The organism is Martelella sp. AMO21009, from assembly GCF_053484295.1.
Genome location: NZ_JBAKFR010000021.1, coordinates 1 through 16,445, shown reverse-complemented (window position 1 = coordinate 16,445; position 16,445 = coordinate 1). Strand labels below are relative to the sequence as shown.

The 16,445-nt window shown below is 62.4% G+C and carries 13 protein-coding genes and 1 pseudogene; 12 read left to right on the top strand and 2 right to left on the bottom strand.

Going from position 1 to position 16,445, the window contains the following annotated elements:
* The first annotated feature begins 30 nt into the window (after positions 1–30).
* The 11 genes and pseudogenes from pyrH (at position 31) to lpxB (ending at position 11,240) form a co-directional block, all read left to right on the top strand.
* The gene (gene pyrH, locus V6766_RS18645; protein ID WP_448432877.1) at positions 31–750 is read left to right on the top strand and encodes a UMP kinase; all 720 of its coding nucleotides are present in this window, start codon (positions 31–33) and stop codon (positions 748–750) included.
* Positions 751–794: 44 nt separating this feature from the next.
* Positions 795–1,355 (top strand): ribosome recycling factor, encoded by a 561-nt coding sequence (frr, locus tag V6766_RS18640; RefSeq protein ID WP_448469076.1) that lies wholly within the window; start codon positions 795–797, stop codon positions 1,353–1,355.
* Between the two features lie 36 nt (positions 1,356–1,391).
* Positions 1,392–2,141: pseudogene (locus V6766_RS18635) on the top strand (isoprenyl transferase); the annotation flags it as partial.
* Positions 2,141–3,022, top strand: coding sequence for a phosphatidate cytidylyltransferase (locus tag V6766_RS18630; protein ID WP_448469074.1), 882 nt, complete (start codon positions 2,141–2,143; stop codon positions 3,020–3,022). The pseudogene V6766_RS18635 and the gene V6766_RS18630, both read left to right, overlap by 1 nt.
* A gap of 32 nt (positions 3,023–3,054) precedes the next feature.
* Positions 3,055–4,149, top strand: a complete 1,095-nt coding sequence (gene rseP / locus V6766_RS18625; RefSeq protein WP_448469181.1) for an RIP metalloprotease RseP — start codon at positions 3,055–3,057, stop codon at positions 4,147–4,149.
* Positions 4,150–4,477: 328 nt separating this feature from the next.
* Positions 4,478–6,817 (top strand): outer membrane protein assembly factor BamA, encoded by a 2,340-nt coding sequence (bamA, locus tag V6766_RS18620; protein ID WP_448469072.1) that lies wholly within the window; start codon positions 4,478–4,480, stop codon positions 6,815–6,817.
* Positions 6,818–6,862: 45 nt separating this feature from the next.
* Entirely contained in the window at positions 6,863–7,915 is a 1,053-nt protein-coding gene (gene lpxD / locus V6766_RS18615) for a UDP-3-O-(3-hydroxymyristoyl)glucosamine N-acyltransferase (RefSeq protein ID WP_448469070.1), read from the top strand.
* A gap of 25 nt (positions 7,916–7,940) precedes the next feature.
* A complete protein-coding gene (fabZ, locus tag V6766_RS18610; protein ID WP_448469179.1) occupies positions 7,941–8,375 on the top strand; it encodes a 3-hydroxyacyl-ACP dehydratase FabZ in 435 nt (144 codons plus the stop codon).
* The gene (lpxA, locus tag V6766_RS18605; RefSeq protein WP_448469068.1) at positions 8,372–9,202 is read left to right on the top strand and encodes an acyl-ACP--UDP-N-acetylglucosamine O-acyltransferase; all 831 of its coding nucleotides are present in this window, start codon (positions 8,372–8,374) and stop codon (positions 9,200–9,202) included. The genes fabZ and lpxA overlap by 4 nt, the downstream gene beginning before the upstream one ends.
* Complete coding sequence (locus V6766_RS18600; protein WP_448469066.1) at positions 9,199–10,068, top strand: LpxI family protein; 870 nt, start codon at positions 9,199–9,201, stop codon at positions 10,066–10,068. The genes lpxA and V6766_RS18600 overlap by 4 nt, the downstream gene beginning before the upstream one ends.
* 11 nt (positions 10,069–10,079) lie before the next feature.
* Entirely contained in the window at positions 10,080–11,240 is a 1,161-nt protein-coding gene (gene lpxB, locus V6766_RS18595) for a lipid-A-disaccharide synthase (protein WP_448469064.1), read from the top strand.
* 83 nt (positions 11,241–11,323) lie between these two features.
* Here the strand turns inward: lpxB and gltA are convergent, their stop codons facing one another.
* Entirely contained in the window at positions 11,324–12,610 is a 1,287-nt protein-coding gene (gene gltA, locus V6766_RS18590; protein WP_448432869.1) for a citrate synthase, read from the bottom strand.
* A 289-nt stretch (positions 12,611–12,899) separates the two neighbouring features.
* Here gltA and V6766_RS18585 point away from each other — a divergent pair, with 289 nt between their 5' ends.
* Complete coding sequence (locus V6766_RS18585; protein ID WP_448469062.1) at positions 12,900–15,458, top strand: ComEC/Rec2 family competence protein; 2,559 nt, start codon at positions 12,900–12,902, stop codon at positions 15,456–15,458.
* Here the strand turns inward: V6766_RS18585 and lexA are convergent.
* Positions 15,412–16,119: a transcriptional repressor LexA gene (lexA, locus tag V6766_RS18580; RefSeq protein ID WP_448469060.1), complete on the bottom strand. Its 708-nt coding sequence runs from the start codon at positions 16,117–16,119 to the stop codon at positions 15,412–15,414. The two genes, V6766_RS18585 and lexA, sit on opposite strands and share 47 nt — an antisense overlap.
* Positions 16,120–16,445: the final 326 nt, after the last annotated feature.

Below are 16,445 nucleotides of genomic sequence, written 5' to 3'. Positions count from 1 at the left end.
TGGCATTGCTTTTTAAGGGAGTTTGCGGCGTTGACGAAACCGATTTTCAACCGTGTTTTGCTGAAGGTTTCCGGTGAGGCGCTGATGGGCGACCAGGGCTTCGGCATCGATGTCAACGTCGCAGACCGCATCGCTTCTGATATTGCCCAGGTACGTTCCATGGGCGTTGAGATCGGCATCGTCGTCGGCGGCGGCAATATTTTCCGGGGCGTGGCCGTTGCCTCCAAGGGCGGCGAACGCGTTACCGGCGACCACATGGGCATGCTGGGCACCGTGATCAACGCGCTGGCGCTTGCCACCTCGCTGCGCAAGATGCAGGTCGACACCGTGGTGCTGTCGGCGATCGCCATGCCGGAAATCTGTCAGTCGTTTTCCCAGCGCGCCACCCGCAGCCATATGGAAGCGGGCAGGGTGGTGATCTTTGCTGGCGGCACCGGCAATCCGTTCTTCACCACCGATTCCGCTGCTGCGCTTCGCGCGGCGGAAATCGGCGCGGAGGCGATCTTCAAGGGCACGCAGGTTGACGGCATCTATTCCGCCGATCCGAAAAAGGATCCGAACGCCACCCGTTTCGACGCCCTGACCCATCAACAGGTGCTTGAACGCGGGCTGCAGGTGATGGATGTTGCCGCGGTGGCGGTTGCCCGTGAAAATTACATACCGATTATCGTTTTTTCGATTCACGAGCGCGGCGGCTTCGGCCAGATCATGGCCGGCGGCGGCCGCAAGACAATCGTAACAGAAGAATGATCACTTGCTGCCCGCTGTGAGGCATGAGTGACGGGAGACAGATGATGAGCGATCCAACCGACATGAACGACCTGAAGCGCCGCATGGAAGGCGCGATCAACGCCTATATCGGCGACATCACTTCGCTTCGCACCGGGCGGGCGTCTGCCAATATTCTCGATCCGGTGCAGGTTGAAGCCTATGGCTCGAAAGTGCCGCTCAACCAGGTTGCCAACATCACCGTGCCGGAGCCGCGCATGCTGTCGGTCAACGTCTGGGACAAGTCGATGGCAGCCGCTGTTGACCGCGCGATCCGTGAATCCCATCTTGGCCTGAACCCGATCATGGACGGCCAGACGCTCAGAATTCCGCTTCCGGAACTCAACGAGGAGCGTCGCCGTTCTCTGGTCAAGGTCGCCCATGAATATGCCGAAAAGGCGAGGGTGGCGATCCGCCATGTGCGTCGGGACGGCATGGACGGATTGAAGAAGGCGGAAAAGGATGGCGACATCAGCCAGGATGACAGCCGTTCGCTTTCCGAAGACGTTCAAAAATTGACCGATGAGTCAATTTCCAGAATTGATGACTTGCTCGCAGACAAAGAAAAAGAAATCATGCAGGTTTAGTTACCACTCTATTCTTTTAAAGAAGACTCGGTCGCCCTTATGAACAAAATTATAGACCCAGCCATTCCGCGCCATGTCGCAATCATCATGGATGGCAATGGACGCTGGGCACTCGGGCGCGGGCTCGGGCGGCTGTTCGGCCATCGCAAGGGCGTCGAGGCCGTTCGCCGCACGGTGGATGCGGCGCGCGAAAGCGGGATCGGCTATCTGACGCTGTTCGCCTTCTCTTCCGAAAACTGGAAGCGGCCCTCCGATGAAGTCGAAGGCATCATGGAGCTGATTTCGACCTTCATCCATCGCGAGCTCGACAATTACCATCGCCAGAACATGCGTTTCCAGATGATCGGTGAGCGCAGCGGCCTGTCGGCGAAGATATTGAAGGCCCTCGAGGTCGCCGAGGAGCGGACCCGCAACAATACCGGGCTGCATGTCGTCGTCGCCGTCAATTATGGGTCGCGTGCCGAGATTGCCGGCGCTGCCCGCGCACTCGCCCGCCAGGTGGCGGAGGGCAGGCTCGACCCGGATGATATCGATGAGGCCGCCATTGGCGAGCGCCTCGATACCGCCGGCCTGCCGGACCCCGACCTTGTTATCCGCACCAGCGGCGAGCAGCGCCTTTCCAACTTCCTGCTCTGGCAGACGGCCTATTCGGAGCTGGTGTTCCTGCCATGCAACTGGCCGGATTTCAGCCGCGAGATGTTTTTTGAAGCGCTTTCGGAATATGCCCGGCGGAACCGGCGGTTCGGCGCGCTTTCCGCGCCGCAGGCGGCATTGACGGATACCTGATGACCCAGGAACTGAGGCTGCGCATCGTTTCGGGAGCTGTTCTGGCGGCGGTGGTTCTGCTGATCACCTGGGCGGGCGGTTCGCTCTTCAATCTGCTTGCGGTCGCGATCGGCTTTCTGGTTTTTTATGAATGGCTGGAGATGAGCCGGGCGCGCGACGGCCAGGTTAATCGTTCGGTCGGCCGTTGGAGTACGCCGGTGCTTGGCGGCATCGCGGTGATGATCGCCGTTGCCATACTTGTCTTTCTCGAGCTTTTCGGGCTGGCGCTGGCGCTTGCCTGTTTCGGCGCAGCGGCATTCTGGTTCCTCGGGCGCCGCGCGGCGATGCCGTTCTGGTTTGCGGGTGCGGTGATCTATGCCGCGGGCAGCATGATCGCGCTTGCTGCCCTGAGAAATGGCGGTGACGCGGGCCTGTTCGCGATTCTGTTTCTGTTCGCCGTGGTCTGGAGCACCGATATCATGGCCTATTTCGTGGGCCGCGCCCTCGGCGGCCCCAAGCTTGCGCCATCGATATCGCCGGGCAAGACGTGGTCGGGCGCAATCGGCGGGGCAGTCTTCGCCGTCGCGGCGGTCTTTGTGCTGTGCTGGGGCTATGGCGGTTCCCCCTCGATCGCGATCGGCCTTCTCGCGCTTTTCCTATCTGTCTGTAGCCAGGTGGGCGACCTGTTCGAATCGGCGCTGAAGCGGCGCTGCAGGGCCAAGGATTCCAGCCATCTGATTCCCGGCCATGGCGGGGTGATGGATCGCGTGGACGGACTCGTCGCCGCGGCATTCGCGATGTATGTTGTCGTCGTTCTGGTGGCGCTCGCCGGCCATGAGGGTTTTGCGGGCGACATGCTGATGAACTGGAGCGGTCTTGCCGCTCCGATGAATGGAGCCTGACCTTGCAGTTCGCCTTTACCAATGCCCCGGGGATGATCGTCGCCTTTATCGTGGCGATTTCCTTTCTCGTGTTTTTCCACGAGCTCGGGCATTACCTGGTCGGACGCTGGTGCGGCATCCGTGTTCTGGCCTTCTCGATCGGCTTCGGACCCGAGATCGTCGGACGGACGGATCGCCATGGCACCCGCTGGAAGCTGTGCGCCATACCGCTCGGTGGCTATGTCCGGTTTTACGGCGACGAGGATGTCGCAAGCCGCCCGGACTTCAAGGGCCTGGAAACGCTGCCGGAAGAGGAGCGTGCCCGCACGCTGAACGGCGCGGCGCTGTGGAAGCGGGCCGCCACGGTGGCGGCGGGACCGATCGCCAACTTCCTGCTGGCGATCGCGATCTTCGCCGTGATTTTCATGGTCTATGGCCGCGCCGTTTCCGATCCCGTTGTGGGCGAGGTCACGCCGGATAGCCCCGCAGCGGCGGCGGGCGTTCAGCCCGGCGATGTCATGGCGGCGCTCGATGGCCAGCCCATCGATACCTTTGATGCGGTGGTGCGCTATATCAGCGTGCGCCCGGGCGTCCCGGTCGTGCTGACCGTGGAGCGCAACGGGGAACTTGTCGATCTGACGGTTGTGCCGGAGCGGGTGGAGACCGAGGACCGATTCGGCAACGAAATGGAACTCGGTCGTATCGGCGTCGTCGGTACCCGTGATTCGGGTAATTTTCGCGTCGAGCGCTACGGTCCGGTGGCCGCCATCGGCCAGGGCGCGCTGCAGAGCTGGCATATCGTCGTCAGCACGTACGACTATATCGCCAATGTCTTCGCCGGCCGGATGAAGGCCGATCAGATCGGCGGCCCTGTGCGGGTGGCGACGATGGCGGGCCAGATGGCCTCGCTCGGTATTGTCGCATTTGCTAATTTTGCTGCAATTCTTTCGGTTTCGGTTGGCTTGTTCAATCTGTTGCCGGTTCCCATGCTCGATGGCGGGCACCTGATGTTCTACGCGATCGAGGCCGTGCGGGGGCGGCCGCTTTCGGCGCGCGTCCAGGAATTTGCCTTCCGGATCGGCCTTTTCCTGGTGCTGGCGCTGATGGTGTTCGCCACCTGGAACGACACGATCGGGCGGATGGGCTAGACGGATTTTAACCCCTTGACACTATTTGGTTAACCGTGCGCGCGCTCTCATCTTGCCGCAAACGGTTTCTTGTGCAAATGTGGCCTTGCCTTTGGCGTCGGAGATGATAGGAAACCCCTGAGGGAGCATCTCCGTCGTGCTGTTGACGTATTCCGTAGCGTTCGGTTTACCATAAACACAGAAGAACGTGGCGATTTGGTCACGCTTGGGGCGGAAGTTGCATCTGAGGGGCGGCTTTCTATTGCGTGGGGATGCGAAGTCTTTAGAACTTAAATCCACATTGCCGAAAACCGCTTATACCGAGCGATTATAAAGGGTAGATAGTAGCATGGCCGGTTCAAGATTTTTGAACACAGTTTCAGGTGCGGCGCTTTCGTTTGCGGTCGCCGTTTCCGGGGGGGTCGTTGCCGCCGTTGCTGTGCCTGCAGACGCATATGCCGCCGTCGTCAGGAACATCACCGTCAACGGAACCGGTCAGGCCGGCTCCGACGCGATCAAATCCAAACTGACGATCAAGCCCGGCCAGAGCTTCACCGACGCCGATATCAACCAGTCGATCCGCAATCTCTACAGCTCCGGCTACTTCTCCGATGTCAGGATTTCGGTTTCCGGCTCGACGCTGGTCGTGAACGTCACGGAAAACCAGCTCATCAACCAGGTCGTGTTCAACGGCAATCGCAAGGTCTCCGACAAGAAGCTCCAGGGCGTGGTCGAGCTGCATTCGCTTGGTCCCTATAACGAAGCCCAGGCGCAGCTCGATATCCAGCACATCAAGGACGCCTATGCCTCGATCGGCCGTTCCGACGTCGAGGTCTCGATTCAGACGGCGACCGTTCAGGATAACCGCGTCAATGTCGCCTTCGTCATCGATGAAGGCGGTCGCACCAAGACCCGGAAGATCAATTTCGAAGGCAACAACACCTTCGGCGATGCGCGCCTCGCCTCGGTCATCCTGACCAAGCGCTCGACGCCGCTGTCGTTCCTGACGCGCAAGGATATCTACAATCCCGACAAGCTGCGCCAGGACGAGAAGCTGCTGCGCGAGTTCTACAACAATCACGGCTTCCCGGACTACCGTCTTCTGTCGACCGATGTCGTCTACGACGAGACAGACAATTCCTATTCGATCACCTTCAATATCTCCGAGGGCGATCGCTACAGGTTCGGGGATATCGGCGTCGAGACCACGGTCGAGGGCGTCGACATCTCGAACCTGAAGGGCGATATCAAGACCAGGACCGGCAAGATTTACGACGCCGACGACATCCAGAAGACGTCGGAATCGATTGCCGCCTCGGTGTCCTCGCAGGGCTATCCCTTCGCGCAGGTCAATCCGCGCGGCGACCGCAGCTTCACCAATGATACCTATTCGGTGAACTACGAGATCGATCAGGGCATGAAGGCCTATATCGAGCGGATCGATATCGTCGGCAACACCCGCACCCGCGACTATGTCATCCGCCGCGAGTTCGATCTGGCCGAGGGCGATGCCTATAACCGCGAGATGATTGCGCGCACCAAGCGTCGGCTCGAGGCGCTGGGCTATTTCAGCTCGGTCGAGATCAAGACCCTGCCGGGCAGCGCGCCCGACCGCGTGGTGCTTGAGGTCGATGTGGTGGATGAGCCCACCGGCTCGTTCTCGATCGGCGCCGGCTACGACGCGGAAGGCGATTCGCTGGTTCTGGAGCTTTCGGTCCAGGAGCGGAACTTCCTCGGTCGCGGCCAGTATATCCGCGCTTCGGCCGGTCTCGGCGATGACGATTCGCAGATCTACAACTTCAGCTTCACCGAGCCCTTCTTCCTGGGCTATCGACTGGCTGCCGGTTTCGATCTCTATCGCGCGTCGTCCTCGACCCAGGAATACTACAACTATGCCGAAACGGCGGGCGCTATCCGCCTGACCGCGCCGCTCACCGACAACCTCTATTCGACGGTAAAATATTCCTACCAGCAGTTCGAATATGACGGGCAGGGCGACTGGCAGAACCTGAACAATGTGTCGCAGGTTTATCAGGACCTGATCAATGGCAGCCCGTGGGCGGTATCGTCGCTGCAGCAGTCTTTCAACTTCTCTTCGGTCGATAACCGGCAGCTGCCGCGCGAAGGCATTCTGGCGGCGCTGAACAATACGGTGGCCGGTCTTGGCGGCGATTCGCATTATTACAAGCTGGACGGCAAGGCGCGCTGGTATCAGATGATCTCCGATCAGGCCGATATCATCGGCTCAATCACGGCACGCGGCGGCTTCGTCACGCCGTTCGATGATAATCTGAACGTCTTCGACCAGTTCACGATCGGCGGCCAGCAGATTCGCGGCTTCAAGCAGAACGGTATCGGTCCGCGTACCGTCACCACCGGTGACGCACTCGGATCGCAGTACTACGCGACGCTGTCGGCAGAGACCAATTTCCCGCTGCCGGGCATTCCGGAGGATATCAACCTTCGCGGCGCCGCCTATGTCGATGCCGGTTCGGCCTGGGGCAACGCCGTGGAAGTGACCAACACGGCGATTGAGGGCACCGATTTCTCGATCCGCGCTTCGGCCGGCGTTGCGCTGATCTGGAATTCGCCCTTCGGCGACCTCCGGTTCGACTATGCCGTTCCGTTCGCCAAGGAAGACTTCGACGAAACCCAGCGTTTCCGTTTCGGCATCGCCAACACGTTCTGATATCTGTTTCCAGAACTCAAAGCTTAACTGTTCTGGAGAACGGATATGGATCAGAACCAGTTTTTCGGCGCACGGCAGGCGATCCCTCTGGGTGAGCTTGCCGGCCGAATCGGCGCTTCCCTCTCGCAGGCCACCGCCGGCGATCGTCTGGTGGAATCGATCGCGCCGATCTCTCGCGCCGGACCGAAAGACATCTGCTATATACAGTCCAAGAGTTCGGCGGATTATCTGAAGACTTGCCGGGCGGCTGCGATCATTTGCCCCGAAGCGTTGACTTCGTTGCTGCCGGATGGGCTGACGGCGCTTGTATCAGACAATGCGCAGCTTGCCTTTGCTCGCGCCTCGGCGCTGCTGTATCCGGCGGCGATGCGGCCGCAGTCGCTTGTGGGCGATGGCGAGATTTCTCCGCAGGCATCCGTGGACGCCACGGCCGCGCTCGAAGCGGGCGTCGAGGTGTCGCCATTCGCCGTGATTGGCGCGCGCGCCCAGATCGGCGCGGGAAGCCGGATCCTGAGCGGCGCCGTCATCGGCGCGGACGTGAAGATCGGGCGCAATGTGACGATTGGCGCCCAAGTGAGCGTCACCAATGCGCTGATCGGCAACAATGTCATCATCCATACCGGCGCCAGGATCGGCCAGGATGGCTTCGGCTATGCCGGCAGCCCGACAGGAATGGTCAAACTGCCGCAGGTCGGGCGGGTGATCATCCAGGACGATGTCGAAATCGGCGCCAACACCACGATCGACCGCGGCGCGATGGACGATACCGTGATCGGCGAGGGGACCAAGATCGATAATCTTGTTCAGATCGGCCATAACGTGCGGATCGGCCGTCATTGCGGCATTGTAAGCCAGGTGGGTATCGCCGGCAGCACGAAGATCGGCGATGGCGTGATGATCGGCGGGCAGGCAGGCCTCAATGGCCACCTGGAGGTTGGCAGCGGCGTACAGATTGCCGCGCGAAGCGGCGTTCTTTCGTCGATCGCGCCCGGATCGCGCGTCGGCGGCATTCCGGCGCGTCCGATGAAACTCTATCTGCGCGAACTTGCGGAACTGAGCAGACGGGCTCAGACAGGGGGAGATGAGCAAGGTGAATGAGGCTGTGACTGAGACTTTGGAACATATGGAACTTCTGGAGATCATGAAGTTCCTGCCGCATCGCTATCCGTTTCTGCTGGTTGACAGGATTATCGAGATCGAGGGCGACGACAGCGCGGTCGGCGTCAAGAACGTGACGGCGAATGAACCGCATTTCACGGGACATTTTCCGTCCATGCCGATCATGCCCGGCGTGCTTCTTGTGGAGGGCATGGCCCAGACCGCCGGAGCGATCTGCGCGCGCAAGGCCGACGAGGTCGACAATCTGGTATATTTCATGACCATCGATAATGCGCGTTTTCGCAAACCGGTGGTGCCGGGCGACCAGGTGCGCTACAAGGTCGTCAAGCAGAAGCAGCGGCGTCGGGTGTGGAAGTTCCATTGCGAGGCGACGGTCGACGGCCAACTCGTCGCGGAAGCTGATATCGGCGCCATGATGGTGCGCAAGGATGAAGAATGACCAGAATTGCCAGCTCCGCCCGGATCGACCCGAAAGCGGTCGTGGAGGACGGGGCCGTTATCGGTGAAAACGCCGTCATAGGACCTCTGTCCTATGTCGGTCCGGACGTGGTGCTTGGCGATGGCGTCGTCGTGATGCATCACGCCAGCGTCGAGGGCGCGACCCGGCTTGGTCCCGGCTGTCAGGTGTTTCCGATGGCCGTGATCGGCGGCGCGCCGCAGAGCGTGCGTCACGATGCAAGCCAGACGCGGCTCGAGATTGGCAAGAACTGCACCTTTCGAGAGGGCGTCACGGTTAACACCGGCTCCTCCCACGGCGGCGGCATCACGGTCGTCGGCGACAATAACCTGTTTCTGGCCAATTCCCATGTCGGCCATGACTGCCGGATCGGCAATAATGTCATCCTGTCGAACAATGTGATGATCGGCGGCCACGTCGTGGTGCACGACAAGGTTATCCTCAGCGGTGGCGCCGCGATCCATCAGTTTGTCCAGATCGGGCGGCAGGCCTTTGTCGGCGGACTTGCCGGCGTCGTCAACGATGTCATTCCCTATGCAATGATCGTCGACAACCCGGCGATGATGGGCGGGCTCAACGTGGTCGGCATGCAGCGCGCGGGTATCGAGCGCGATGAGATTCATCTGGTCCGCAAGGCCTACAAGACGATCTTCTCCTCGGGCCTGATCCTGGAAAACGCCGAGGCGGCGCGCGCGGAATTCGGCGGCAAAAGCGATGCGGTCGACGAAATGCTGCGTTTCATCCTCGAACGCGATGCCGAGCGCTCGCTGACGACGCCGGGATCCAGGCGGCGCAAGGGCGCGGCGTGAATTCCGCGGCGGTCTCCGCAAAGGAGCCGATTGCGATCATCGCCGGCAACGGTCTGTTGCCCTATTATGTGGCCGAGGCGGCGCGCGAAGCCGGCCATAGCCCGTTCATCGTGCAGCTGCGCGGCGAGGGCGACCATGACTGGTCGGGCTTTGACCATATGGACGCCGATCTCGGTGGCTTCCGACCGGTGGTGATGGCGCTGCGCAAACGCGGGATCGACAAGATCGTGCTGTCCGGCGGGGTCAACAGCCGGCCCGAGCTTTTGAGCCTGCGGCCCACATTTTCCGTGCTCGCTTCCATCCCCGCAATCCTCGCAAATCTGCGCAGCGGCGGGGATGACAAGGTCCTGCGCATGGTGATCGCGCTGTTTGAAAAGCATGGCTTCGAGGTGGTGGCCGCGCAATCGATCGCAGGCGATCTGCTGGCCGAGGCCGGCGCGCTTGGCAGGCACGCGCCGGATCGCGAGGCCGAGGGTGATATCGAGGCCGCCGCGCACGCCGCGCGCACGATCGGCGTGATGGATATCGGGCAGGGCGCCGTCAGCGTCGGCGGACGGGTGGTGGCGCTCGAAGGCGCGGAAGGCACGGACCAGATGCTGCAGCGGGTGGCGGCGCTGCGCCAGTCCGGCCGCATCAGCGCCCGGCGGCGCGGCGTGCTTGTCAAGCTGTGCAAGCCGCAACAGGATCTGCGCGCCGACCTGCCATCGATCGGCGCCAACACGGCGCGACTGGCGGCGGCAGCGGGCTTGGCCGGCATTGTGGTTGAGGCCGGGCGGTCGCTGATACTCGAGCGCGAAGAGACCCTGCGGGCCGCCGATGCAGCCGGTCTGTTTGTCTACGGGCTGGAGCCTGACCTTCGATCATAAGGGAGCGGGATGTGGCTTTGAAAATCGGGATTGTGGCCGGCGAGGTTTCGGGCGACCTACTGGGCGCGAACCTGATCGCGGCGCTGAAGGCGCTTCATGGCGGCCCGGTGGAACTGGTCGGCGTCGGCGGCGACGGCCTTGCCGGCGAGGGCTTGGAATCACTGTTCGACTACAGCGAATTGTCGATCATGGGGTTCACCCAGGTGATCGCCCGCCTGCCGCAATTGCTGCGACGCATCCGCCAGACCGCCGATGCGCTGATCGCGGCGAAACCGGATATCATCGTCATCATTGACAGCCCGGATTTCACCCACCGCGTGGCGAGGCGCGTGCGCGCCGCAGCACCCGATATCCCGATCGTCGACTATGTCTGCCCGAGCGTCTGGGCCTGGAAGGAATATCGCGCGCGTGACATGCTCGCCTATGTCGACCATGTGCTGGCCGTGCTGCCCTTCGAGCCGGCGGCGATGGAGCGGCTCGGCGGCCCGCCGACCACCTTTGTCGGCCATCGGCTGACCGGGGAGCCGGGCGTGCTCGAAGCGCGCCGCCAGAACCGTCTGGAGCGCGCACGGTCGAAGCCAACCATCATGCTGCTGCCGGGCTCACGCAAGTCCGAGATCAACGCGCTGGCACCGATATTTCGCGATGTCGCCGCGACGTTCGCGGCGCGCAATGACGGGTGTCGCATTATCCTGCCGACGGTGACGCGGCGGGAGCAGCAGGTGCGCGCGGCCATCGCCGACTGGCCGGTGCAGCCGGAACTCTTCGTCGGCGAGGAGGCCAAGTGGCAGGCCTTCGCCATGGCCGATGCCGCGGTCGCCGCCTCGGGCACGGTGGTGCTGGAACTGGCGCTTTCGGGCATTCCCGCCGTTTCCGCCTACAAGGCGGATTTCATCGGCCGCTTCATGCTGAACAAGATCACCGTCTGGTCGGCGTCGCTGCCCAACCTGGTCGCCGATGCGCCGCTGGTGCCGGAATATTTCAACGACACGATCCGCGCCGGCGCGCTGGCGCGCTGGATGGAGCTTTTGACGAAGGACAGCTACCAGCGGCGCGGCATGATGGAAGGCTTCGAGCGGGTCATCGCGCTGATGCAGACCGAGGTCCCGCCCGGCGAGCGCGCGGCGGCCATCGTTCTGGATGTTCTGGCGGAGAAGGGCCCTGCGAAGTAGACCGTCCGGCAGCGTCTGCTTCCCACTGGATACAGAAAAGGCCGGTCGCTGGACCGGCCTTTTGTCGTTTCGCCAAGCCTTGATCAGCGCTTGGAGATGTCCACGAAATCGCGTTCCGGGGCGCCGGTGTAGAGCTGGCGCGGGCGGCCGATGCGCTGTTCCGGATCCTCGATCATTTCCGCCCACTGCGCGATCCAGCCGACGGTGCGCGCGAGCGCGAACAGCACGGTGAACATGGTGGTGGGGAAGCCCAAGGCCTTCAGCGTGATGCCGGAATAGAAGTCGATGTTCGGATAGAGCTTCTTCTCGATGAAATACTCATCCGTCAGCGCGATCTTTTCCAGCTCCATCGCGACGTCCAGCAGCGGATCGTCCTTGATGCCGAGTTCCTTGAGAACTTCATGGCAGGTCTTCTGCATGATCTTGGCGCGCGGATCGTAGTTCTTGTAGACGCGGTGACCGAAGCCCATCAGGCGGAAGGGATCATCGCGGTCCTTGGCGCGGTTGATATATTCCGGGATGCGATCGACCGAGCCGATCTCCTGCAGCATGTTGAGCGCCGCCTCGTTGGCGCCGCCATGGGCGGGCCCCCACAGGCAGGCGATGCCGGCTGCGATGCAGGCGAACGGATTGGCGCCAGACGAACCGGCCAGACGCACGGTCGAGGTCGAGGCGTTCTGCTCGTGATCGGCATGCAGGATGAAGATGCGGTCGAGCGCGCGCGAAAGGATCGGGTTGACCTTGTACTCCTCGCACGGCGTGGCGAAGCACATATGCAGGAAGTTGGCGGCATAGCCGAGGTCGTTGCGCGGATACACGAAGGGCTCGCCGACATGGTATTTATAGGCCATGGCCGCGATCGTCGGGATCTTGGCGATCATGCGGATGCTGGCGATCTCGCGCTTGTAGGGATCGGAGATGTCGATCGAGTCGTGGTAGAAGGCAGACATGGCTCCAACGGCGCCGCAGATGATGGCCATGGGATGGGCATCACGGCGGAAACCGCTAAAGAGCCTCGTGAGTTGATCGTGAATCATCGTGTGATGGGTCACGCGGAAGTCGAAATCCTTCTTCTGCGTGGCCGTCGGCAGTTCGCCGAACAGCAGCAGATAGCAGACTTCCAGGAAGTCGGCGTTTTCGGCCAGCTGATCGATCGGGTAGCCGCGGTGCAGCAGAATGCCGTTATCGCCATCGATATAGGTGATCTTGGATTTGCACGAGGCCGTCGAGGTGAAACCCGGATCGTAGGTGAACATGCCCGACTGCTTGTAGAGCGAAGCGATGTCGATGACTTTCGGGCCGAATGTGCCTTCTTCCACCGACAGCTCAAGTTCCTTGCCGTCGAGTTGCAGTTTTCCAGTTTCCGTCATCCTGTCCTCCAAATTTCCGGCGCGAATACGCTGTCGAAGCCAATCGGGATTTTCATTAGCTATAGGATTGGCAAGATGTTGCCAAGCCGACGAAGCCGCGCGGCGGGTGATGAGTAATATCTGCGTTTAGCAAGTTTTACGGGGTTTAGAAAAGGAAAATTTTGCTTCTGCCGCCAGCGCTTGCATTGCAATCGATTAGCATTGGCCACAACATGTAAAAGTTGTAGGGCGGCGGTTTCGGATGCGCGGGAGCGGGACAGGCACGAGCGAGATAGACAAGGCGACGGGCTTGCGCGCCGGAGCCGACCGGCTTCGCGCGCCCTTCAGAAGGCGCCAACCGCAAGGCGAGCGCGAGGCCGGCTTTGGCAGGCGCGACGCGGGCCGGGCAGGGCGGTTCGATATTGCCGCCTTGTGGCGCGTAGAGCAGGCGTTCGGCCGGCCGTTTCTCATGGTCCCGGTGGCGCTGGCAGCCGGTATAGGCTGGTGGTTCTCGCTCGACGAGAGCCCGTCTTCGCTGGGCCTTGGCATCTATTGCGGTCTGGCGGTGTTCGCGGCCGTCTTGCTGCGCAACGGCAGAGGCCTGCTGCCCGTTGCCAGCGCCTGCATCGCGCTGTTCCTCTGCGGCGCGCTGCTTGCGGCGCTGGAGACGGCGCGGCGGGCCACGGTGATGCTCGATTCGCCGGTCACCACCCATATTACCGGCGTGGTCGAAAGCCGCGAGCCGACGGAAACCGGCTGGCGCTATGTTGTGCGGGTGACGGCGACGGACGACCCCGTGATCCATCGTCCGCCCGAACGCGTCACGCTTGTCGCCCGCGGCAATTTGCCGCCTGTCGGTATCGGTCACGCCATTCAGGGGCTTGGCCGGTTGCTGCCGCCTTCCGCCCCGGTCATGCCCGGCCTGGTTGATTTCGGGTTTCTCTCCTATTTTGACGGCATCGGTGCGGTGGGTTTTTTCTATGGGCCGCCGAGTGATGCCGGCCTCGCGCCCGCGCCGGGGCTCAGCGCAAGGGCGGGTTTTGCGATCGAGCGGATACGCGATGGCATTGCGGGTCGCATTCGGGCCGTGCTTGCGGGCGACACCGGTGCCTTTGCCAATGCGATCATCACCGGCGAGCGACGGGCGCTGAGCGACGACATGCTGGATGTGCTCCGCAATGCCGGTCTTGCCCATATCATCGCCATTTCCGGCCTGCACATGGCGCTGGCCGCCGGCATCTTCTTCTCCAGCCTCAGGCTGTTGCTGGCGCTGTCGCCGCGCGCCGCCGAGGCGGTTTCGACGAAGAAGATCGCGGCGGCCGCGGCGATTGCGGCGGCACTGTTCTATCTCTTGATCTCGGGCATGCAGGTGTCCGCCGAACGAGCCTTCATCATGCTGGCCGTCATGCTGGCGGCGGCGATTTTCGACCGTCCGGCGATCAGCCTGCGCAATGTGGCGCTGGCCGCGCTCGTGATCCTGATCGTGACCCCCGCCGAAGTGGTGGGGCCGGGCATGCAGATGTCCTTTGCCGCCACGCTGGCGCTGATCGCGGGCTACGGCGCATGGCAGCGCCGGCCCGCACAAGGATTTCGCCAAAGCCGCGGGCCGCTCCGCTGGCTCTGGATCGCTGCCTCCGGTATCGTGCTCACCGCGCTGATCGGGGGATTGTCGACGACGCCGTTCGCCATCCATCATTTTTCGCGTATCGCGGGCTACGGGCTGCTTGGCAATCTGCTCGCCATGCCGGTGGTCACCTTCGTCGTCATGCCCGCCGGGCTTTTATCGCTCATCGCCATGCCGCTCAATCTCCACGCGCCGTTTCTGGTCGTCATGGGCTGGGGGCTTGATTGGGTCATGCAGGCCGTGACTTGGGTCGATAGCCTCGGCGGCGCGTTCACCACCGGCCGTGCCCCGGAGGGGTTTCTGCTGCTGTTTCTCGCCGGCTTCCTGCCGCTCGTGTTGTTGCGCACGCGTCTGCGTCTCCTCGGTGTGATCCCGATAGCGGTTTCCTTCGCGCTGATCTCTTGGCCGCGCGAGCCTCCGCCGCCGCAAATCCTGGTGGCTGGCGATGGCGATCTCGTGGCGATCGTCACCGGCGATGTCGCGGCGCTCACCACGAAGCGGCCGCCATCCTTCGTGTTCGAGCAGTGGGAAACGGCGCTCACGCTCGCGGAGTCGCTGCCGCCTGTTGAGGAAAGCGTACTGGTGCTGAACGAGGAAGATCGTTTCGCGCGGCTCGAAGCAGCGGATATGGCGAGCGCCGCGCGGGCGCTCAGCGAAACGATCACCGAAGCCGGCCGGATGCCCGGCACCTTCCGCTGCAAGAAAGATGCATGGTGCTATGCGACCATGATGGGCCTCAGGATCATGACGGTCGACCGGCCGGCCTTTGCCGGCCTTGCCTGCGACAATGCCGATATCGTCGTCAGCCGTTACCGCCCCGGATTCCAGACCTGCCGTTCCGGCGCATACCTCGTCACGCCAGCAATGCGTCGCCAGCACGGCGCCTTTCAATTCACGCTGCCGCCGGCCGACCGTCGCGATATGGACGACGGCGACATACGGCGCTCGGTCGCGGAGCCGGGCAGGGTCGGCGAACCCGATCAGCAGGCAGGCAATGCCAATCCGTTGCCGGGAGGCATCGCGGATGCGAAGGCGCAACCACTCCCGTCAGCGCCCATAAAACCATCCTGCGGCCCCATGACGATCTCAGTCAGCACATCGGTCAGAGCACTGACCCGCCCGTGGAACAGGCACCGGCTTTATGACTGGCGCTCCGGCGAATACCTGCCGGTCATCTCGGTTCCTGAGACGCTCACCTTCAGTGGTAACGACGGATCAGGCCGACCAGCTTGCCCTGAACCTTGACCTGGTTTGCCGAAAAGATACGGGTCTCGTAGGCCGGGTTGGCCGCTTCCAGCGCGATCGACGCGCCCTTGCGGCGGAACCGCTTCAGCGTCGCTTCCTCGTCATTGACGAGCGCCACCACGATATCGCCGGGCGAGGCGGTGGCGATATTGCGGATGATCACCGTGTCGCCGTCGAAAATCCCGGCCTCGATCATCGAATCGCCCTGCACCTCCAGCGCGTAATGTTCGCCCGCGCCCAGCATTTCCGCCGGCACGCTGATCTGGTGGGTGTTTTCCTGGATCGCGGAGATCGGCACGCCGGCGGCGATCCGGCCCATGACCGGAATACCCGCCGAACCGCTGTCATTGGCGCTGGCCGGCGCCTTCGGCTCTTCCTGTTTCTTGCCGAGCGAGCCCTCGATCACGCTGGGCGAGAAGCCCCGGCGCGGCTGCTGGCCGATCGCGCTGTCCGGCATGCGCAGGATTTCGAGCGCGCGGGCCCGGTTGGGAAGCCGGCGAATGAAGCCGCGTTCCTCCAGCGCCGTGATCAGCCGGTGAATGCCGGACTTCGAGGCGAGGTCCAGCGCCTCCTTCATTTCATCGAAGGACGGCGGAATACCGGTCTCTTTCATCCGTTCGTGAATGAAATACAGCAATTCCTGTTGTTTGCGTGTCAGCATTTCCTGCCCCTGGCCCTTCGAAACAAATCCAGAACGAATATACATGTTCTCACTGTGTTCCGCAAGTCCGGGAAAGTTCCGGCAATCAAGGGGCTTTGCGCCGCCAATGCGGGGCGGGAGGCGAATCGACAAAGCGGCGAGTAGTCTGGTCTCATGGGACACTCCATGCCGGCTGTCGCCCAGATAGAACTGGCGGGCGGCTTGCCAATTCAAATGCCGCGGGCGATAAACCCGCGAGTGTGACCGGGCCACTGGATCGAGCTGGAGTGAGACATGAAAATCGCGGTTGCCGGTATCGGCTATGTCGGGCTTTCGAACGCGGTGCT